19 protein-coding genes are annotated in these 18,774 nt (G+C 59.1%); 4 read left to right on the forward strand and 15 right to left on the reverse strand.

Going from position 1 to position 18,774, the window contains the following annotated elements; translation table 11 throughout:
• Positions 1-115 precede the first annotated feature (115 nt).
• Both dnaG and rpsU read right to left on the reverse strand, forming a co-directional pair.
• A complete protein-coding gene (gene dnaG / locus ABIE59_RS17115; protein WP_354448752.1) occupies positions 116-1,852 on the reverse strand; it encodes a DNA primase in 1,737 nt (578 codons plus the stop codon).
• Positions 1,853-2,005: 153 nt separating this feature from the next.
• Entirely contained in the window at positions 2,006-2,221 is a 216-nt protein-coding gene (rpsU, locus tag ABIE59_RS17120; protein ID WP_007153483.1) for a 30S ribosomal protein S21, read from the reverse strand.
• Between the two features lie 234 nt (positions 2,222-2,455).
• Here rpsU and tsaD point away from each other — a divergent pair, with 234 nt between their 5' ends.
• Complete coding sequence (gene tsaD / locus ABIE59_RS17125; RefSeq protein ID WP_354448820.1) at positions 2,456-3,511, forward strand: tRNA (adenosine(37)-N6)-threonylcarbamoyltransferase complex transferase subunit TsaD; 1,056 nt, start codon at positions 2,456-2,458, stop codon at positions 3,509-3,511.
• 12 nt (positions 3,512-3,523) lie between these two features.
• On the opposite strand, the gene plsY is transcribed toward tsaD, so the two are convergent.
• On the reverse strand, positions 3,524-4,117 hold the full coding sequence (gene plsY, locus ABIE59_RS17130) for a glycerol-3-phosphate 1-O-acyltransferase PlsY (protein ID WP_354448822.1): 594 nt from the start codon (positions 4,115-4,117) through the stop codon (positions 3,524-3,526).
• 157 nt (positions 4,118-4,274) lie between these two features.
• Here plsY and folB point away from each other — a divergent pair, with 157 nt between their 5' ends.
• Together folB and folK (ABIE59_RS17140) are read left to right on the forward strand one after the other, a co-directional pair.
• Positions 4,275-4,634: a dihydroneopterin aldolase gene (gene folB / locus ABIE59_RS17135; RefSeq protein WP_502915388.1), complete on the forward strand. Its 360-nt coding sequence runs from the start codon at positions 4,275-4,277 to the stop codon at positions 4,632-4,634.
• Positions 4,631-5,146, forward strand: a complete 516-nt coding sequence (gene folK, locus ABIE59_RS17140; RefSeq protein ID WP_354448757.1) for a 2-amino-4-hydroxy-6-hydroxymethyldihydropteridine diphosphokinase — start codon at positions 4,631-4,633, stop codon at positions 5,144-5,146. Before folB ends, folK (ABIE59_RS17140) begins: the two co-directional genes overlap by 4 nt.
• Here folK (ABIE59_RS17140) and pgi read toward each other — a convergent pair.
• The 10 genes from pgi to dksA all read right to left on the reverse strand — a co-directional run bounded on the left by pgi (position 5,129) and on the right by dksA (position 17,126).
• A complete protein-coding gene (gene pgi, locus ABIE59_RS17145; protein WP_354448759.1) occupies positions 5,129-6,790 on the reverse strand; it encodes a glucose-6-phosphate isomerase in 1,662 nt (553 codons plus the stop codon). The two genes, folK (ABIE59_RS17140) and pgi, sit on opposite strands and share 18 nt — an antisense overlap.
• 53 nt (positions 6,791-6,843) lie before the next feature.
• Positions 6,844-7,692, reverse strand: coding sequence for a pantoate--beta-alanine ligase (gene panC / locus ABIE59_RS17150; RefSeq protein ID WP_354448761.1), 849 nt, complete (start codon positions 7,690-7,692; stop codon positions 6,844-6,846).
• The gene (gene panB, locus ABIE59_RS17155) at positions 7,689-8,483 is read right to left on the reverse strand and encodes a 3-methyl-2-oxobutanoate hydroxymethyltransferase (protein WP_354448763.1); all 795 of its coding nucleotides are present in this window, start codon (positions 8,481-8,483) and stop codon (positions 7,689-7,691) included. Before panB ends, panC begins: the two co-directional genes overlap by 4 nt.
• Positions 8,484-8,602: 119 nt before the next feature.
• Positions 8,603-9,103, reverse strand: coding sequence for a 2-amino-4-hydroxy-6-hydroxymethyldihydropteridine diphosphokinase (gene folK, locus ABIE59_RS17160; protein ID WP_354448765.1), 501 nt, complete (start codon positions 9,101-9,103; stop codon positions 8,603-8,605).
• Positions 9,100-10,470 carry a polynucleotide adenylyltransferase PcnB gene (gene pcnB, locus ABIE59_RS17165; protein WP_354448767.1) on the reverse strand — a complete coding sequence of 457 codons (1,371 nt, stop codon included), beginning with the start codon at positions 10,468-10,470 and terminating at the stop codon, positions 9,100-9,102. Before pcnB ends, folK (ABIE59_RS17160) begins: the two co-directional genes overlap by 4 nt.
• A 711-nt stretch (positions 10,471-11,181) precedes the next feature.
• Positions 11,182-12,579 carry a sigma-54-dependent transcriptional regulator gene (locus ABIE59_RS17170; RefSeq protein ID WP_354448769.1) on the reverse strand — a complete coding sequence of 466 codons (1,398 nt, stop codon included), beginning with the start codon at positions 12,577-12,579 and terminating at the stop codon, positions 11,182-11,184.
• Positions 12,580-12,586: 7 nt separating this feature from the next.
• Positions 12,587-15,550: an ATP-binding protein gene (locus ABIE59_RS17175; RefSeq protein ID WP_354448771.1), complete on the reverse strand. Its 2,964-nt coding sequence runs from the start codon at positions 15,548-15,550 to the stop codon at positions 12,587-12,589.
• Positions 15,540-15,716 (reverse strand): hypothetical protein, encoded by a 177-nt coding sequence (locus ABIE59_RS17180; RefSeq protein ID WP_058090701.1) that lies wholly within the window; start codon positions 15,714-15,716, stop codon positions 15,540-15,542. Before ABIE59_RS17180 ends, ABIE59_RS17175 begins: the two co-directional genes overlap by 11 nt.
• A 4-nt stretch (positions 15,717-15,720) precedes the next feature.
• Positions 15,721-16,638, reverse strand: a complete 918-nt coding sequence (gluQRS, locus tag ABIE59_RS17185; protein WP_354448773.1) for a tRNA glutamyl-Q(34) synthetase GluQRS — start codon at positions 16,636-16,638, stop codon at positions 15,721-15,723.
• Positions 16,639-16,685: 47 nt separating this feature from the next.
• A complete protein-coding gene (gene dksA, locus ABIE59_RS17190; RefSeq protein ID WP_058090703.1) occupies positions 16,686-17,126 on the reverse strand; it encodes an RNA polymerase-binding protein DksA in 441 nt (146 codons plus the stop codon).
• 178 nt (positions 17,127-17,304) lie between these two features.
• On the opposite strand from dksA, the gene sfsA reads away from it, so the two are divergent.
• Complete coding sequence (gene sfsA, locus ABIE59_RS17195; protein ID WP_354448776.1) at positions 17,305-18,030, forward strand: DNA/RNA nuclease SfsA; 726 nt, start codon at positions 17,305-17,307, stop codon at positions 18,028-18,030.
• On the opposite strand, the gene ABIE59_RS17200 is transcribed toward sfsA, so the two are convergent.
• Both ABIE59_RS17200 and ABIE59_RS17205 read right to left on the reverse strand, forming a co-directional pair.
• Positions 18,020-18,391 (reverse strand): Rieske (2Fe-2S) protein, encoded by a 372-nt coding sequence (locus ABIE59_RS17200; protein ID WP_354448778.1) that lies wholly within the window; start codon positions 18,389-18,391, stop codon positions 18,020-18,022. The two genes, sfsA and ABIE59_RS17200, sit on opposite strands and share 11 nt — an antisense overlap.
• Positions 18,388-18,756: a pentapeptide repeat-containing protein gene (locus ABIE59_RS17205; RefSeq protein ID WP_152437244.1), complete on the reverse strand. Its 369-nt coding sequence runs from the start codon at positions 18,754-18,756 to the stop codon at positions 18,388-18,390. Before ABIE59_RS17205 ends, ABIE59_RS17200 begins: the two co-directional genes overlap by 4 nt.
• Positions 18,757-18,774 lie beyond the last annotated feature (18 nt).

The raw sequence follows: 18,774 nt of genomic DNA on the forward strand, positions 1-18,774 counted from the left end.
AGTTAAACAGCCATTATAGCTGCCGCGTATCTGCTGCGCCACCGAATGGTTAAATGGTGATCAGTGGCGTCAGTTTCAAGTGGTCATGCCCCAGCAACGGGATTTAACGCAGGTTTCAATCTACGTTGCCCTTGCTGAGCGTTCTCAGCTCTTCCCGCTGTTCCGGGGTGAGCGTAGCCAGATTCCGGAGCAGGGTTGCCAGTCTTTGCTGGCGCGCGGCCTCTTCGTTCGGGCTCAGCAGTTCTCTGGCGGCTGCCAGTATGCTTTCCCGGGCCGGTATATGCTCCAGTCCATCAAACAGGTTGTAGAACCTGTCTCTGGCCTGTTTGTCCGTTGCCAGCCCCGCAACCAGTGCCTTGCGGGTGCTGATGTCCTGTTCCATCAGCCAGCGGGCGAACCGCCCGGCCTGTTCCAGTTGGCGGTTGCTGTCAGCTAGTGCTTTGACTTCCGCCGCCATTTCCGGTGCTTCCAGTAGTGCCAGGCAAAGCGTGCTGTCTTTGCTCAGCTTCACATCTATGCGTTCTTCTGTCGGCCGGCTCTGCCGCTCGCCGCGCCATCCGCGGGCTCTGAAATCATTGCCTTTAGGCCGCTCCTGCCAAGGCTTCCGGCCGCCACACAGGCGCATCATTTCGTGCCACATGGCGTCCCGCAATGTGCTGCGGGGCATCTTGTTCAGAAGCGGTTCTGCCCGGGCTCTCAGTTCGCCCCGGTGTTCCGGCAGCTCCAGGTTCAAACCTTCGCTCTGTCGGTCGAACAGGTAACGCGACAGGGGCGTTGCCGCCTCAATCCGCTTTCTGAAGGCGTCTGAGCCTTCCTTCCGGATCAGCGTGTCCGGGTCTTCACCCTGTGGCAGCATCAGAAACTGCAGATGCAGGCCGTCGGCCATCAGTTCCAGGGCGTTCTCCATGGCGCGGTCTGCAGCACGGAAACCGGCCTGATCGCCATCAAAGCAGAACACAATATGCCGGACTTGCCTTAGCAGGGCGGTCAGGCTGTCCTGGTTGGTTGCGGTGCCCAGTGTTGCAACCGCATCGTGTATGCCGTGCTGGGCCAGGGCAATCACGTCCATGTAGCCTTCAACCACCAGCAGTTTATCGAGCTGGCGGATGGCTTGCCGGGCCTCATAAAGGCCGTAGATCTCCCGGCTTTTGTGAAATACATCCGACTCCGGGGAGTTGATGTATTTGGCCTTGTCGTCTCCGAGGGTGCGGCCGCCAAAAGCCACCGTTTTGCCCCGGGTGTTCCGGATCGGGAACATGACCCGATTGCGGAACAGATCCCATGGCCGGCCGTATTTGTCTGAAACCGTTTTTGTTTCCAGTAGCGGCTCTTTCAGATCTTTCGGCGCGGCGTCATAGAGGGCCGTTCCGGTGCCGGGCGCAAAGCCGATCTGGTACTGCTCGATGATGGCGTCGTCCAGGCCGCGCTGTTTCAGGTAATCCCGCGCGTAGGCGCCTTGCTGGCTGCCCAGAGCCGAGTGGTAGAAACGGCTGGCGAAATCCAGGGCGTCGGTCAGGGTTCTGGCCTGTTGCATTTCCTGGCGCGCAGCTCGGTCATAAGGCACTTCCAGCCCGGCCCGTTTCGCCAGGTCCTCTACGGCTTCGGTAAAGCCCAGGCCGTCGAATTCGCGGATGAAGCTGATGGCATCGCCATGAGCACCGCATCCGAAGCAGTGGTAAAAGCCTTTGTCTGGACGAACGTTAAACGACGGTGTTTTTTCGTCGTGAAACGGACAACAGGCCTTGTAGTTGGCGCCAGCCTTTTTGAGGGTGATGCGGCTACCGATCAGCTCTGCCAGATCAATCCGATCAAGCAGGTCTTCAACAAATCGTTGAGGGATCAGTCCGCTCATGGTGGCTCCACTTCAGTCGGGGTGCCTGATACAAACCGGTATTCACCATAGCCAAAAATGCCGCCGAAGCCAGGCCTCGGCGGCATTTTCAGTTTGCCGGAGAAGGCGAAACGCCGTTCCGGCAATCAGTCTTGCTGTCGATGCGCGCTGAACTCAGTACAGACGCTCGAACTTACGCTGCTCACGCTGAAGCTTCTTGAGATGACGCTTAACGGCGGCAGCTGCTTTACGCTTACGAACAGCGGTCGGCTTCTCGTAGTGCTCACGACGACGTACTTCAGACAGTACACCGGCCTTCTCGCAGGAACGCTTGAAGCGACGCAGTGCTACATCAAACGGCTCATTCTCTTTCACTTTAACAGCTGGCATTCGAAAATCACCTACCTGATAGATTCGGTTTCAATTGGTTCCGCCGGCCTTGGCCACGCGGGCTCGATACCTGGTCAGATTGGCTAAAACTCGACCAGTGCATAATTTAGGGCGGCAATGATAGCGGTTGGATATGTTCAGGTCAATGACTGTTCAATGAAACTGCCGGAGCCTTTCGGGTTTCTGCTAAAATGCCGCCAGTTCCACATTCCCATTTCGGACGCGGCCCAGACTATGCTGATTCTTGGTATTGAAACCTCCTGTGACGAAACCGGCGTTGCCCTGTATGACACCGAGCAGGGCTTGCTGGCCCACGCGCTGTTCAGCCAGATTGCCATGCATGCGGATTATGGCGGGGTGGTGCCTGAGCTGGCGTCCCGTGACCATGTTCGCAAACTGTTGCCGCTGTGTGACCAGGTATTGGCCAAGGCCGGCAGGGATCGTAACGATCTTGAGGGGATAGCCTATACCGCCGGCCCCGGGCTGGTCGGGGCGCTGATGGTGGGTGGTTCCGTGGCCCATGCCCTGGGTTTCGCGCTGGGCATTCCGGTACTGGGTGTTCACCACATGGAAGGGCATTTGCTGGCGCCCATGCTGGAAGACAACCCGCCAGCGTTTCCTTTTGTTGCTCTGCTGGTGTCCGGTGGCCACACCCAATTGGTCCGGGTGGATGGTATCGGACAGTACCAGATGCTGGGAGAGTCGGTGGATGATGCTGCCGGCGAAGCCTTTGATAAAACCGCCAAGATGCTCGGGTTGGATTACCCCGGAGGTCCCCGGGTGGCAGCGCTGGCGGAAAAGGGCCGGGAGGGCATTTACCGTTTTCCCCGGCCTATGACGGATCGTCCCGGGTTGGATTTCAGCTTCAGTGGGCTGAAAACGTTTACCCTGAACACGGTGAACGATGCGAAAGATAACGATGCCTTCGATGAGCAGGTAAAAGCAGACATCGCCCTGGCGTTTGAGGCAGCCGTGGTGGATACCCTGACCATCAAGTGCCGGAGGGCGCTGGAGCAAACCGGTTGCAAACGCCTGGTTATTGCCGGTGGAGTAAGCGCCAACAAGCGATTGCGGGCAGGGCTGGAAAAGATGACCGGAAAACTCAATGGTTCGGTGTTTTACGCCCGCCCGGAGTTCTGTACTGACAACGGCGCGATGATTGCGTATGCCGGTGCCCAGCGCCTCAAGTCGGGTCAGAGGGACGGTGAGCGCATTGTTTCTGTGCCGCGCTGGCCGATGAATACTTTGCCGCCCGTCAATGAGCCGCGGGCGAATGGTTTGGTGGATTAGCGGGGCGCGATACTAGAGCCCGGTTTCCCGGCCCTGGGCGAGGCGGATCAGGTTGTTGCGGTGGCGCACAACAATCAGCAGGGTTAGCAGCCCGAACAGTGGCAGGGTTTGCGGCTCAATCAGCGCGCTGATAACCGGGCCACTGGTAACCGCCACCAGGGAGGCCAGCGCGGAAATGCGCCAGCGCCACATAATGAGCAGCCAAAGCAGCGCCATAATCCCGGTGGTCATTGGGGCCAGTGCCAATCCGGCCCCGAGAGCCGTAGCCACACCTTTGCCGCCTTTAAAGCGGTAGAACAGGGGGATCATATGGCCGGTGACGGCGCACAACGCCACCATGGCCTGAACCAGAATCGACATACCTGCAACGTGCGATAGCCATACCGGCAGCCAGCCTTTGAAGGCATCCAGCACCAGTGTGACCACGGCCGGTTGCCAGCCACCGGCCCGGTATACGTTGGTGGCGCCGGGATTGCCGGAGCCCAGAGCCCTGGGGTCAGGAAGGCGCCAGAGCCTGCAAACCGGAATGGCAAACAGCACGGAGCCGGCCAGGTAGGCGCTGAAGCAGAGCACAACAATGAGAAGCGGGTTACTGGTCAGGTTCATGGCCATATCACGGGCGCACAGACGGCGCCGGGTGTTCTGTGAGAAAATGCCCGCCCTGTAATTCGGCACACAGGCAAACTCCCACACTATCGTTTGCCTGAACATTATTCAATCAGCCTTGAGTGGAACACCCTGGGAGTCCGGTTTGGCAGACGTTTTGGTAGACACAGTGCTCATTGAGGGCCTGGCAGTGGACACCGTGATCGGCGTTTACGATTGGGAGAGGGAAATCACCCAGCGGATACTGGTGGATCTGGAAATGGCTTGGGACAACCGTGTGCCTGGGGCCAGCGACAATGTCGCCGATGCACTGGATTACGCGGCCGTGAGTGAGCGGGTGAGTGAGTGCCTGCAAACCCTGAAACCCCAGCTACTGGAACGGGCAGCGGAGGAAGTTGCTGCACTGTTGCAGTCGGAATTTGGTGTGCGCTGGTTACGGCTGACCCTGAACAAACCCGGGGCCGTACCCGCAGCGCGTTCCGTGGGCGTCCGGATTGAGCGGGGAGTACGGGCATGAGCCGTGTTTACATCAGCATTGGTACAAACATTGAGCGGTATCGCCATGTGACGGCGGCGCTGGATGCGCTGGCCGGATGGTTTGGTGAATTGACCATCTCGCCGGTTTACGAGAGCGAATCCGTGGGTTTCGAAGGTTCCGACTTTCTGAATCTGGTGGTGGGCATTGACACGGGGCTTTCGGTCGGTGAGCTGTCTCGCCGGTTCAAGCAACTGGAGGCCGACAACGGCCGAACCCGGTCTGCGCCCAAATTCAGCCCCCGAACCCTGGATCTGGACATACTGACCTATGATGATTCAGTAGGGATGGTCGACGGTGTCGAGCTGCCGCGGGCGGAGATCCTCAAGAACGCTTTCGTATTGCGGCCGCTGGCAGACATCGCCGGGGCGGAGCAGCATCCCGTCTCCCGGAAATCGTACTTGCAGCTCTGGCAGGACTATCAGCGCGACCAGAAGCTCTGGCCGGTCGACTTCAGCTGGCAGGGCCGCCAGATTTCAACTGCGGTTGATTGACCGGAATAACCGGATCATCTGGTCTGTGGCACTGTCGCCGGCAGTGCCTTCAGGTTCCTCGCCGAGCAGCCGTGGCAGTATCTGGTTACCGATCTGCTTGCCCAGTTCTACGCCCCACTGATCGAAGCAATCCACATCCCAGATTACACTCTGCACAAAGGTTCTGTGTTCATACAGCGCGATCAGTGCCCCGAGGGTTTCCGGGGTGATCTTATCCATTGTCAGAATGTTGCTGGGCTTGTTGCCCGGTATTTCCTTGTGGGGTGCCAATGCCGCTGCGGCGTCTTGGTTCGCGCCTGCCTCTAACAGTTCCTGCTCCGCTTCGGTCCGGGTTTTCCCGGCCATCATCGCGCTGGCCTGGCTCAGGCAGTTGGCAAACAGAGTGGCGTGGTGATGTTCCACCGGATTGTGGGACTGCAGGGGAATGATGAAGTCGACGGGTATCAGCCGGGTGCCCTGATGAATGAGCTGGTGGTAGGCATGCTGGCCGTTGGCGCCGACGCCGCCCCAGAGCACCGGGCCGGTCTGGTAGTCCACGGCGCCGCCATTGTGGGTTACCCGCTTGCCGTTACTTTCCATATCCAGCTGTTGCAAGTGCTCCGGCAGATGTTTGAGGTATTCGTCATACGGTAGAACGGCGTGGCTCTGTGCATCCCAGAAATTATTGTACCAGATGCTCAGCATGGCCATGATCACTGGCAGATTGCTGGCCGCTGGCTGTTCACGGAAGTGACAGTCCATCGCGTGAGCGCCCTCAAGCAGTGCCCGGAAATGCTCCATGCCGATGGTCAGGGCAATGGGCAGGCCAATAGCCGACCAGAGTGAGTAGCGGCCACCCACCCAGTCCCACATCGGGAAGATATTGTCGCGGTTGATGCCAAAACGGATGGCTTCGTCCACGTTGGCGGTGACCGCCAGGAAATGCCGGGCAACCGCTGGCTCGCTGCCGCTCTTGTCAAGAAACCACTGGCGGGCCAGCAAGCTGTTATCCAGAGTTTCCTGGGTGCGGAACGACTTCGACTGCACCAGAAACAGGGTGGTTTCCGGGTTCAGTGAGTTCAGGGTTTCGGCAATGTCGGTGCCGTCAATATTGGCGACAAAGTGGCAGTGCAGTTGGCCATGCCAGAAGGGCTTCAGGGCTTCCACCACCAGTTTGGGGCCAAGGAACGAGCCGCCGATGCCGATGCTTACCACGTCGGTAAAGGGCTTGTCGGTGTAGCCGGTGTGCTGGCCCCCGGTGATGGCGGACACTAGCTCCGCCATTCGGTCCAGTGTCGTGTGCACTTCCGGAATAATGTTCTTGCCGTGCACCCGGACGTCCTGGTCGCGGGGTTGACGCAGTGCCGTGTGCAGGGCGGGGCGGTTTTCCGTTCGATTGACGATGCCGCCCTCAAACAGCGCCTTCCGTTGGGGCTCCAGACCACAGGCCAGGGCCAGGTCCATCAGCGCGGTGAGGGTGGCGTCGGTAAGCCGGTTGCGGGAGAAGTCCAGCGTCAGCCCGGCACCGCTCACCAGGTACCGCTGGGCTCGTTGCGGATCGTCCCTGAACAGGTCTCGCATCGGCGTTCCGGCCAGATGATCCTTGAGCTGGCCCAGAACCTGCCATTCCGGGCGATGAGTCAGTGGTACCGGTTTGTCGGGCATCAGAGGGTCCTTTCTGTTCGCCGCCGGACAGTCTCCAGGCGGTAGTGCCGTTGTTATCGGGTGACGCAAAGGTTGTCGATCAGCCTTGTAGTCCCTAAAAACGCAGCGACCAGGAGCGTAAGGTCCCGGTCTGCTTCGGTGGCCGGTTTCAGTGTCTGGCTATTTACAATATTAAAATAGTCCGGGCGCAGCCCGGCTCTGGCCAGCGTGTCATTGGCTTCCCGTGCCAGTTGGTCAAAATCCGAGCGGCCCTGGGCCAATTGCGCAGCCACGCTGGTCAACGTCTTGTAAACCACGGGCGCAATGGCTCTTTCCTCTTCGGTGAGATAGCCGTTGCGGGAGCTTTTCGCCAGCCCGTCCTCTTCACGAACGGTGGGGGCTCCAATAATTTCAACCGGAATCATCAGGTCCCTGGTCAGTTTACGGATGACCGCCAATTGCTGGAAATCTTTCTCTCCAAACACCGCTATATCGGGTTGAACCATGTTGAACAGCATGGTGACGACGGTTGCCACACCTTCAAAGTGCCCTGGCCGGCTGGCGCCGCAATGTCCCTCACTGACTTCTGGCACAACCACCTTGGTTTGCCGGGCCAGGCCCTCGGGGTAAATCTCGTCCGCAGAGGGAGCAAACACCAGAGTGTTGCCAGCGGCAGCCAGCTTGTCCTGGTCGTCAGCGAGTGTGCGGGGATAAGAGTCCAGATCTTCGTTGGCACCGAACTGCATCGGATTGACGAAAATACTGGTGACAACGATATCTGCTGCCTCTGCCGCCTTTCGTACCAGAGACACGTGGCCCTCATGAAGGTTGCCCATGGTGGGCACCAGGCCAATGGTTTTGCCCTGCTGCCGGTAGCCGCGCAGTATGGTTCGGAGTTCTTTCAGTGAATGTACGGTTCTCATGCCTTGAAAGTATGCTCCTCGGCCGGGAATGAACGCGCCTTTACGGCCTGGGCGTAGGCAGCGATGGCCTCCGGTATTGAGTTGGCTTCCGCCAGGAAGTTTTTCACGAAGCGGGGTTTGCGGCCGGTGGTGATGCCCAGCATGTCATGCAGCACCAGTACCTGGCCATCTGTGTCTGCGCCTGCGCCAATGCCGATCACCGGGGCCCGGACGGCCTGAGTGATGCGGGCTGCCAGGGGGGCGGGAACGCACTCCAGAAGGATAATATCGGCGCCAGCGGCTTCCAGTTCGCAGGCATGCTCGATCATCGCCTCGGCCGCCTTCTCGTCACGCCCCTGCACCTTGTAGCCGCCAAACTTGTTAACAAACTGTGGTGTCAGCCCCAGGTGGGCGCACACTGGTACGCCGCGCTCGCTCAGGGCTTCGATGGTGTCTTTCATCCAGTCCGTGCCCTCAAGCTTGACCATGTGGGCGCCGGCGCGCATCAGTTCTGCGGCGTTGTCCAACGCGTCGGTGACGGTGCCATAAGACATGAACGGCATGTCGGCCATGATCAGTGAGCCCTGATTGCCTTTGGCAACGCAGCCGGTGTGGTAGACCATCTGTTCCATCGTGACTGGCAGGGTGCTGTCGTGCCCCTGGAGAACCATGCCCAATGAATCACCAATCAGGATAACGTCAACACCGGCCTCGCTGACCACATGCGCGAAGGTGGCATCGTAGGAAGTCAGGGCAGAGAAGGCTTCGCCCTTTTGCTTGTATTCCCGCAGGGTATTGATGGTAACTGCCATAAGATCCTTGCCTTTTGGGTGGATGGGCCGGTTTCGGCTCGGGGTCGTCCGAGCTCAGAGCGATAGATTAATGCCGGGGTATATCTGACACAAGAGTAGCATGGGAGTCTGGCCTGGGGTCAGTGACTTGAGGCTCTGGGGGGCAAAAGCCGGAGCTGGTTGTTCGGGCATTGCCGCCTCAGTGAGTCGAGGCGCCGGCCATCGGGCAGCGCCAGCTCGGGATTGAGGTCGAGCAGGGGCTGCAGTACGAAGTCCCGGTTGGCCAGCTCGGCATGGGGCACGGTCAGGCGCTTATCGTGAATAATGTCGTTGCCATATAGCAGTAGGTCAAGGTCCAGGGTGCGAGGGCCCCAGTGACGTAGCCGCTCCCGGCCGTGAGCCTGCTCTATGGCTTGCAGATGATCAAGTAGCTGGTGCGGAGACAGGTCTGTGGCCAGTTGCACGGCACCATTGACAAAATCTGGCTGATCCTGGGGCCCAACCGGACTGCTTGCGTAGAACGGAGACTGTGCCTGCAGGGTGGTGCCGGGAAGGCTGGCGAGCTCGGCAACCGCCCGCGCTAGCTGGGCGGTTGGATCTTCCAGATTGCTGCCCAGCCCAACATAGGCCAGTACCGTCATGCTTGCGGCGGCCTTTTGACTGGGCTGCGCTTGCGGCGCCGTTTGCGCGGGGCACTGGCGGAACCCAGTTCCGACAGCATTTTTTCCTGCCCGCGTTCGTCCAGTCGCTGGAACTCGGTCCACCAGTCGCCCAGTCCAGGTTCGATCTCGCCGGCGGATTCGCGCACCAACAGGAAGTCGTAGGCCGCCCGGAAGCGCGGATGGGTCAGTGTACCAAAGGCCCGCTTGCCCTGGCGCCGGGGCAGGCGGATCTGCATTTCCCAGATCTCTTTCATCGGGCCGGAGAAACGTTTCGGAATGGCTGTGGCCTGGACCTGCCGGCCAATGACTTTGCCGATGGCGCCATGAAGGGCGGGCTGCACCGGGTCGCCATTATCCTGCCGGCGCCGCCATTCCACTTGCAAAGCCGGCCAGAGCATGGCGGCAAACAGGAAGTAAGGGGTAACGGATTTGCCCTGAGCAATCCTGGCGTCGGTATTGCGCAGTGCCTGGCGAATGAGTTCGTCAGATTCCCCAGCCTCAATGGCCTTGGCGGTCTCCGGGAACAAGGGCGCCAGCAGGTTGTACTCGCTCAGCAAGTCATAGGTGGCTTCACCATGGCCGGCAGAGAACAGCTTGAGCACTTCATCAAACAACCGGGCCGACGGGATGTGCGTCAGCAGCGGAGCCAGTTCCCGGATGGGTGCTTCGGTTTCCGGTTCAATCTCGAAACCCAGCTTGGCGGCAAAGCGAATGGCGCGAAGCATGCGCACCGGGTCTTCCCGGTAGCGGGTTTCCGGGTCACCGATCAGGCGGATCTGACGATGCTTCAGATCTTCAACGCCGTTGGCGTAGTCAATAATGGTGAAGTTACGGATGCAGTAGTAAAGCGCGTTGATAGTGAAGTCGCGGCGCAGGGCGTCTTCTTCCTGATTGCCATAAACATTGTCCCGCAACAGCAGGCCATGCTCACTGGTTCTGTGCTCATCGGCTGCCGGCTCTTCTTCGGTATCCCGTGCGTTGCCCCTGAAGGTGGTGACCTCGATGATCTCCCGGCCGAATACTACATGCACAATCCGGAAACGGCGTCCGATCAGCCGGGAGTTCCGGAACAGGTCATGAACTTCCTCGGGAGTCGCATCGGTGGCAATGTCGAAATCCTTGGGCTGCCCGCCCAGGAGGATGTCGCGAACGCCGCCGCCTACCAGGTAAGCCTCATAGCCTGCCTTGTTCAAGCGGTGCAGGACTTTCCGTGCGGGCTCGCTGATCATGGAGCGGGACACAGTGTGCTGATCCCGCGGGATCTCCTGCCGCTGGTAGCGTCGAACTTTCTTTTTCCCGTTACCGGGAATGAAGGAGCGTAGTTTTTCTGCAAATCGATTAGGCATGAAATTCCGTAATTGCTATGCGCAAAGACGGGGATTTTAACGGTTTGCGCAGGAATTGCACACGTTTAGGCGGAATCGGGAACAAGAAAGGCAATTTTTGTTCAGAACTTGGACTGGTCAGGGTTGTTCAGCAGGCCAGATAATCAAAAGGCGGATTCGTTTTCACGAACCCGCCCTGAAAGCGTTGACGATCTGCATTGTTTTTGTTGTTGCCGGGATTCTTTTTGATTTTTCTACCCCACCGTGTGTCCCAACCATAAGGACATCAAGTAATGCAAACGGAAAGCTTTGAATACACAGAGCGGTCAGGAGCAAGATGCGGGTTAGGGTGGTAGGTGCAGTGCCGCTTCAGGAGCGATTCTTCTCTACATCTACAACTCGCACATGCCTGGGGACCACTAAAAAGCAAAGTACCCAAAACACTCAGTTCGCTTGCGTCCTGTTTTTGTTTTTGTTGATGGACGCTCGTGCAGCTTTTTGTTCTTGTTTTGGCGCTGCGGTGTCACTCTTGTTTTTGTTGTTGTGCGCTAATAAGAGTGCGAAGGCTGTGCCAGTTTTTGAAAGTCTTTAATTAACAGTGGGTTATCTTTTGGCAAGAAATAAGTGTTACCCCGTATACGTCTAAAGTGTTACCTGTCTCACGTTACTTTGGTGGGAAGTGTTACCGTGGGGAACGCGGGGTAACAAATGACTCCGGGTTCATTTCTTTACTCAGGAGCTCTTCTTGCGGGGGATGCCCAAGCGCTGGCGACGCTCCCATAGAGATTTCCGGCTGATGCCCAGTTTCTGGGCCAGTTCGGTTTCGCTCATCCGGTCCTGGTTCTCCAGCACAAAATGCTGAAAGTAGTCTTCAAGCGACAGGTCGTTGGCGGAGTCCGGCTCGCGGGTGCGGGTCTGCTCGTTGTTGCCTTCTACCAGGGTTTCCGGAATGTACTCGTCACTGCCCTCGTTATCGAGGTCCAGCACTGTGGGCGTGATGATGTCGCCATCGGTGAGAATAGAGGCCCGTTCAATGGCATTTTCCAGTTCACGCACGTTACCTGGCCAGCGGCACCGCTCCAGCGCCTGCATGGCCTCAGGGCTGAGGCTGAGCTCTGGTCGCCCGAGCTTCTCCGACTGCCGCTTAAGGAACCGGCGGGCCAGCCCGAGAATGTCTGATCGGCGCTCCCGCAAAGGCGGAATGCGGATTTGCATCACGTTAAGCCGATAATACAGGTCTTCCCGGAATTCTCCGGTGCGCGTCATAGCCTTCAGGTTACGGTGGGTGGCTGCAATCATGCGCACATCCACTTTCCGGCTCTGGGTGGAGCCGACCTTGCGGATCTCGCTTTCCTGCAGCACGCGCAGCAGTCGGGCCTGGGCTTCGGCCGGCAGTTCGCCGATTTCATCAAGGAACAGGCTGCCGCCATCGGCGGCTTCAATCAGGCCGGTGCGGGCGGAAACAGCACCGGTAAACGCACCTTTTTCATGGCCGAACAGCTCCGATTCAATCAGGCTTTCGGGAATGGCCGCGCAGTTTACTGAAATCAGCGGTTTGGTGGCCCTCGGGCTGAGCAGGTGCAGGGCTCTGGCTGCCAGTTCCTTGCCGGTACCGGATTCACCCTGTATTAACACCGTGGTCTCGGTTGGAGCCACCTTGCGAATCAGCGTGAACACTTTCTGCATAGGTTCACACTGGCCATACATGATGGCTGCCGGGTCGGATTCGGTGGCCTGGTCCTGCCCGGTGCTTTCGCCCCGGGCCGGCTCATCAGGCTGCACACTCTGGCGGGCCAGGATGTTCTCTACGGCTGCGAGCATTTCATCGTGATCAAAGGGCTTGGCGATGTAGTCCACGGCGCCGAGTTTCATGGAGTCCACGGCTGAGCGCAGGCTGGCATAGCTGGTCATGATCAGCACCGGGGTATTGGGCGCCCGGTTGATCATCTCGGTACCCGCCGCGCCGGGCAGGCGCAGATCGGTGATGATCAGGTCAAAGCCGTCTGGTTCCAGATTATCTGCTTCCTCAACGGAGACGGCATCCGCCACTTCGTAACCGGCGTGCTGCAGAAGCTTGCGGACCGCAGAGCGGATGATGTCTTCATCTTCAACTATCAGAATACGGGGCATATCGCGTTCACGACCTTTCGTTCGGGGTGCTGTTGCCGGTATCGGAGTCTGGCTCGTAGGCGGGCAGGCGTAACCTTACACAGGTCCCCCGCTGGCGCTCGGTATCTGCCGGGCTTTCCACCTGCACGTTGCCATAGTGTTCTTCAACAATGCTGTACACCAGCGAAAGCCCAAGGCCCGTGCCTTTGTTGGGCGCCTTGGTGGTGTAAAACGGCTCAAAAATATGGTCCAGCTGGTCCGCGGGAATGCCGGTGCCTTCGTCAATCACTTCGATGATAGCGGAGTAGCCATCGCCCTTTCCACTGACCCGGATGGTGCCGCCGTCTGGCGAGGCGTCCCGGGCATTGGCCAGCAGGTTGACGAAGACCTGCACCAGGCGTTGCTCATCGCCCAGTATCTGGAGGTTTGCCGGGCACTCGTTCAGGTACTGAATGCCCATGCCCTTGTCACTGAGCGACAACAGGTTGATGGACTCTTCCACGCAGCGGTGGATGCTGACCGGTTCGTAACGGTTGGCATGAGCGTGGTTGCCGGTTCTGGCAAAGTTCATCAGTGACTGCAGAATGGCGGAGATGCGCCGGGTTTGCTGCTGTATCTGGTCGGCGGTTTCCAGGATGGAGGGGTCGTCGGTTTCCAGCTTCAGGTTCTGGGCCAGCGACGAAATGCCGGTGACCGGATTACCAATCTCGTGGGCAACGCCGGCCGCCAGACGGCCAACGGAGGCCAGGCGTTCGCTGTGCATCAACTCGTCTTCCAGCAGCCGGGTCTCTGTCTGGTCCTCTACCAGAATGATAGAGCCACCTTCCGGATGGTCTGGCCCGCTCAGGGCAGCCTTGTGCAGGTTCAGCCAGTGGGGTTTGCCGCGCAGATCCAGCCGGTGTTTGTAACGGTGCAGGTCGTCGCCCCGGTTGAAGTCGTCCAGCAGCGTATGCCAGTGCTCCGGCAGGGTCATGAGTTTGGCGCCGACTACTTCGTCGGCGGAAATGCCGGTGAGCGATTCAATAGCGTGGTTCCACATCAGGATTTCGCCATCCTCACCGACAGAACAGGCCGGTATCGGCAGGTTCTGAAGGGTCTGCCGGTAATGGCGCCGCAAGTTGTCCAGTTCACCCGCCAGGCCGGTAAGCTGGTTCTGATAGTCGCCCAGCGCCCGCTCCACATAACGGATGTCCTGGCCGGTGCCGCCGTGGGTCAGGGGTTTGAAGCCCAGGTGCCGTTTGACAATATCCCTGGCCACGGCGGGGCCCAGCAAGCCGGACAGGTTGATTTCAACCTGATCCCGCAGGCGCCTGAGCTGGTAAGGTCGAAACTCCACATTGGGCAGTTTCAGTTGGCCCAGGGCCCGTTCCACTTCCCGCCGGGCCACGATCTGTCCAAGTGGTTCGGTCAGATGTTGAATAAAGTCGTTGGATGATGTTGCCAGCAGTTCCCGACGTTGGGGGCGAGATAATGCACCCAGGGAGCAGGCCTGTGCGGCGCTGGTTTCTTCCGGAGACGCCGGGCTCAGGATGGAGACCAGTGCAAACACCGAGATGTTGGCCGTCAGGCTGATGAAGGTAAACAGGTGCCAGTTGTCATAACCAGGGGTGACCGGAAGATCCAGCCAGGACAGCAGGTCGGCGACGTAGGAGAATGGCAGCACCAGAGTGGTCATCCAGATCGCCAGACCGGTCAGCAGTCCGGCGATCAGGCCCCGGCGATTGCCTTCCGGCCAGTAAATGACGCCGAGGGCGCCGGGTAACAGCTGTAGCGTGCCGGATAGTGAGATCGCACCCAGGATGGACAGGTCGAGATTCTGGCCGATCGTTTCGTGGAACAGCAGTGCCAGAAACAGGATAACGGCGATCAGCAGGCGCTTTACCCACTGCAGCCACTGGTAGATGTCGCCCTGGTCTTTCGGGGTTTTCAGGGGCAGCACAACATGGTTCAGAACCATGCCCGACAGCGCCAGAGTGCTGACAATCATAAGGCCGCTGGCGGCAGAAAGTCCGGCAATGTACATCAACAGGGTGAGCGCCGGGCTTTCCAGAGCTTGCGCCACTCCAATGCTGAAAAAGGCCGGGGGTGCACCAACACCCAGGGCCTGGCCTGCCCAGACAATCAGGGGCACTGGCAAGCCAAGCAGCAGCAGATACAGGGGCAGCCCCCAACTGGCTTTCGCCAGAGCCCGGGGCGAGGGGTTTTCACTAAAGGTCATGTGGTACATGTGTGGCAGCACCAGCGCGGCGGCAAACGACATCAGCAGCAGGGCCCGCCAGCTGCCGTCATTGATCGCCATGGTCATGGTTGCCTCGGGGTGTGAAACCCGGGCCAACCATTCTTCAAGCCCGTCAGTGCCGCCGAACACACCGAATAACACCACACCACCCAGTACCAGCAGTGCAACCACCTTGACCAGAGAGTCAAAGGCGATGGCCAGCACCAGCCCTTGATGGTTGCCGGAGCTCTGATGCCTGCGAGCACCAAAGAGCATGGTGAACAGCACGACGATCAGGCTGAACATCACGCTGATGACTTTGGGCGAGGTGTCAGGCGCGAGCAGGGAGGCAGACACGGCAACGGCCTGAATCTGCATGCTGAGTAGCGAGAGAATGGCGGCGGCCGAGCAGAGTGTGACCAGAGTGCCGGCCCATTGGCTGCGATAACGATAGGCAAAGAGGTCAGCCAGGGAGGTCAGCTGATAAGCGCGGCCAATACGCAGGATCGGGTTCAGCAACACCGGGGCCAGCAGAAATGCCCCGGAAATACCCAGGTAGTAAGCCAGAAACCCGTAGCCGGATTCCGCAGCCATGCCGATGGCGCCGTAAACCGCCCAGATGCCGGCATAGACGCCAAGGCTCAGAGTGTAAACCAGCGGATGCCGGACCCATTGGCGCAGCAGGGTGCCCCGCTCGGTACTCCAGGCAATGCCGAACAGCAGAATCAGGTAAAGAAGACTGGCCAGTAACAGGCCGCTGGCGCTAAAACTCATTGGGGTCTCGTCGCCATTCGAGCCAGAATCCGATGGCAATCAGGCCGCCCCAGATCACATAGGGGCTGTACCAGGCGTTGTCGGGTGAAGTCCACCAGTCCAGGATGTTGGGAGAAAAAATATAAATGGCCAGTACCAGCAAAAAGACCAGGCGGTAGATATACATCGGCTCAGTGGTCCGGACGCAAGTGTGTGTCTGGGGTTATACCACGGGCCTGCCGTGATGTCAGGGGGATAGCGTGCCGGCGCCAGTTTTCCCGGCCCCAGGCGAGCACATCGTCCACCGTTGCGTGCAGAAGCGCAGGCGGCGGTTGTTGGCCAAGGGCTGCCAGTGCGTTGACCAGGTTGGTTGTCGGCTGTTGGTCATCCAGCGCGGGAGCGTGGGTCTGTTTGCTCAGCTTCTGGCCCTGATCGTTCACGATGACTGGTATATGCAGCCACTGTGGTGGCTGGGCGCCAAGAGCCCGGAAAATCTGTTGCTGCTGGGCGGTCATGTCCAGCAAGTCGGAACCCCGCACCACATGGCTGATGTGCTGGTCGATATCATCCACCACTACCGCCAGTTGGTAGGCATAGAAACCTTCCTTTCGCAGTAACACCGGGTCATCCAGCTCGGCGGCCACTTGCTGTTGCTGTTCTCCCAGCAGCAGATCCTGCCAGTGGCTGAGCTCGTCGGTCAGGGCAAATCGAATGGCGTAGGGGGTGTCTCCGGGCGCCGGCTGGCCATCGCGACAGTGATTTGGATGATAACCGCCGTGCCGTTGGAGTAGTTTGCGGGAGCACCGGCACCGATAGGCTTGATGCTGCGCCAGGAGCTTGCCAATGGCGGCCTGGTAGGCGTTGTGGCGCCGGGATTGAAATCGTACCGGTTCGTCGGGATTTAGTCCGTGACAGTCCAGGGAATGCAGGATCTGGCCGGTGGCCTCGCGGGGCTCCCGTAGCGGGTCCAGGTCTTCGATACGTACCAGCCAGTCGCCACCGGCGGCGCGGGCTTCCAGCCAACTGGCCAGGGCGGTTACAAGGGAGCCGAAATGCAGCGGTCCTGTCGGGGAAGGGGCAAAACGCCCCCGATACCGTGGTTGCTCCATAGAGACTCGTTAAGCCGGCTGCTCATGCGGCCGGCTACCGGTGGGGCTCAGATGCCAGTCTGGCGCTCGCGGATTTCCGCCAGTGTCTTGCAGTCGATGCACAACGTAGCTGTCGGGCGTGCTTCCAGACGTCGAATGCCGATTTCCACGCCGCACTGATCGCAGAAACCGTAGTCGTCTTTGTCGATGCGGTCGATGGTCTGGTCAATCTTTTTGATCAGCTTTCGCTCACGATCCCGGGTGCGCAGTTCCAGGCTGAATTCTTCTTCCTGGGTTGCGCGGTCACTGGGATCCGCGTAATTTGCGGCGTCTTCCTGCATGTGATGCATGGTGCGGTCCACTTCTTCCATCAACTCCTGTTTCCATTGCAGGAGCAGATTTTTGAAGTGCTGCAGCATGTCAGCACTCATGTAGTCTTCACCCTTTTTCATTTCATAAGGGGTGAAATTGGTAAAACGTTCGCGTGGTTGTTCTGCAGTGTTTGCCATTGAACCCGGCCTCTTGTTTGTACTACTACAAGAACGCTTTGCTTCCGCCGCGCCAGCACGGTCGCTGCGCGGTTTAACCCTGGATAAAAGCATTCGTCCTGAAACGGGAATTTGCGGAAAATAGCAGATTAGTCTCAGGGTGGCCAGCCTTGTGACAACGACTTTTTGCGGAGAGCACATGAAGTTTGCTGAACCTTTGGTGGAAGGGCGCCTGATTCGCCGCTACAAACGCTTCCTTGCCGATGTGCGATTGCCCGATGGCGAGGAAGTGACGGCGCACTGCCCGAACACCGGCTCCATGCTGGGTTGCCAGCCCGATAACGCCAGGGTCTGGCTGAGCCGTAGCGATAATCCCAAGCGCAAGTTGAAGTACACCTGGGAGCTGGTGGAAACGGCCCCGGCGGTATTTGCCTGCGTGAATACCGCCCGTCCCAACGCCCAGGCACGAGAGGCCATTGAAGCCGGGCGGGTCCCGGAGTTGGCCGGTTACACGGAATGCCGGGCAGAAGTGCGTTACGGTGATGAGAAAAGCCGGATAGATTTGTTGTTGTCGGGCCATCCGGCGCGGTCCAACGCCTGGGTTGAGGTAAAGAATGTCACTTTGGCGGAAGGATCGAACGGGTATTTCCCGGATGCGGTGACCGAACGGGGCCAGAAGCACCTGCGGGAACTGATGGCGCAGGTCGAAAAAGGCGACCGGGCGGTACTCTTCTTTGTGGTTAACCACACAGGAATCGAGATGGTGCGCCCGGCGGATCATATTGATGCCCACTATGGCGAGTTATTACGCCAGGCAAAGGCAGCCGGGGTCGAGGTGCTGGCTTATCGTGCCGCGCTGTCGGGGCCGGATGGCAACCCGGGAGGCAGGCTGGACCTGACCGAAGCAGTGCCGGTCAGTCTGTAAGCCTGATTTCGATCTGGTCACCGTTCTGGCGTACCTCCAGGGCGGTCAAGGCATCACCCTGACAGGGGCCTGCAATGCATTCACCGGTGCCGGGCTTGAACAACGCGCCGTGGGTAGAGCATTGGATAAACAGGTTGTCGGCGTCCATGAACTTGCCCGGCATCCAGTTCAGTTCGATGCCCAGGTGCGGGCAGAGGTTCAGGTAGGCTTTCGGCTCGCTACCATCCAGAAACACAAAACCGGTCAGGGGCATGCCTTCCGGTTCACGGGCTTTCTGTTTCAGCCGGAATTCAATAAAACGGCCTGGAACCAGATCCGTTGCCGGGCAAACGGTCTGCCAGGGATGGTTCTGTTCCGTCATTTTGGCAGCAGGGCGTAGCGCATGCGGGTGCCGTGGTTCAGTGACATCACGATTTCATCGGCCTCCAGGCGATGGGGGAAATAGCAGCCGGAGATCTTCGCGCTGGCGATGCTGGCACCCTCCATCCGGGATTTGGAAAAGTCGATGCCGCGCAGGTCGGCACCCCGGAAATAGGCGTGCCGTAAATCCAGCCCTTTGGCGTCCAGCCCCCGCAAATCGAGGCCCCGGAAGTCGCCATGGGCAAAACTGGGCAGTTCGCTCAGCTTTGCTTTTTCGGCATTGAACGCCTTGATGTCTTCGCTGCGCAGAATTTCATACAGCGGATGATCAATGTGATGCAGTTCGTGTTCCTGAATCTCGTCCATCTCACACCTCGAATGGAA

The sequence above is a fragment of the Marinobacter sp. MBR-99 genome, assembly GCF_040547575.1.
GTDB lineage: Bacteria > Pseudomonadota > Gammaproteobacteria > Pseudomonadales > Oleiphilaceae > Marinobacter.

What these genes read in the sequence shown, in the direction of transcription:
- dksA (WP_058090703.1), bottom strand. Translation starts at nt 17,126, where the DNA reads ATGGCAAACACTGCAGAACAACCACGCGAACGTTTTACCAATTTCACC.
- folK (WP_354448757.1), top strand. Translation starts at nt 4,631, where the DNA reads ATGAGCCGTGTTTACATCAGCATTGGTACAAACATTGAGCGGTATCGC.
- sfsA (WP_354448776.1), top strand. Translation starts at nt 17,305, where the DNA reads ATGAAGTTTGCTGAACCTTTGGTGGAAGGGCGCCTGATTCGCCGCTAC.
- gluQRS (WP_354448773.1), bottom strand. Translation starts at nt 16,638, where the DNA reads ATGGAGCAACCACGGTATCGGGGGCGTTTTGCCCCTTCCCCGACAGGA.
- ABIE59_RS17175 (WP_354448771.1), bottom strand. Translation starts at nt 15,550, where the DNA reads ATGAGTTTTAGCGCCAGCGGCCTGTTACTGGCCAGTCTTCTTTACCTG.
- ABIE59_RS17170 (WP_354448769.1), bottom strand. Translation starts at nt 12,579, where the DNA reads ATGCCCCGTATTCTGATAGTTGAAGATGAAGACATCATCCGCTCTGCG.
- ABIE59_RS17205 (WP_152437244.1), bottom strand. Translation starts at nt 18,756, where the DNA reads ATGGACGAGATTCAGGAACACGAACTGCATCACATTGATCATCCGCTG.
- panC (WP_354448761.1), bottom strand. Translation starts at nt 7,692, where the DNA reads ATGAGAACCGTACATTCACTGAAAGAACTCCGAACCATACTGCGCGGC.
- tsaD (WP_354448820.1), top strand. Translation starts at nt 2,456, where the DNA reads ATGCTGATTCTTGGTATTGAAACCTCCTGTGACGAAACCGGCGTTGCC.
- panB (WP_354448763.1), bottom strand. Translation starts at nt 8,483, where the DNA reads ATGGCAGTTACCATCAATACCCTGCGGGAATACAAGCAAAAGGGCGAA.
- ABIE59_RS17200 (WP_354448778.1), bottom strand. Translation starts at nt 18,391, where the DNA reads ATGACGGAACAGAACCATCCCTGGCAGACCGTTTGCCCGGCAACGGAT.
- folK (WP_354448765.1), bottom strand. Translation starts at nt 9,103, where the DNA reads ATGACGGTACTGGCCTATGTTGGGCTGGGCAGCAATCTGGAAGATCCA.
- pgi (WP_354448759.1), bottom strand. Translation starts at nt 6,790, where the DNA reads ATGCCCGACAAACCGGTACCACTGACTCATCGCCCGGAATGGCAGGTT.
- rpsU (WP_007153483.1), bottom strand. Translation starts at nt 2,221, where the DNA reads ATGCCAGCTGTTAAAGTGAAAGAGAATGAGCCGTTTGATGTAGCACTG.
- ABIE59_RS17180 (WP_058090701.1), bottom strand. Translation starts at nt 15,716, where the DNA reads ATGTATATCTACCGCCTGGTCTTTTTGCTGGTACTGGCCATTTATATT.
- plsY (WP_354448822.1), bottom strand. Translation starts at nt 4,117, where the DNA reads ATGAACCTGACCAGTAACCCGCTTCTCATTGTTGTGCTCTGCTTCAGC.
- pcnB (WP_354448767.1), bottom strand. Translation starts at nt 10,470, where the DNA reads ATGCCTAATCGATTTGCAGAAAAACTACGCTCCTTCATTCCCGGTAAC.
- dnaG (WP_354448752.1), bottom strand. Translation starts at nt 1,852, where the DNA reads ATGAGCGGACTGATCCCTCAACGATTTGTTGAAGACCTGCTTGATCGG.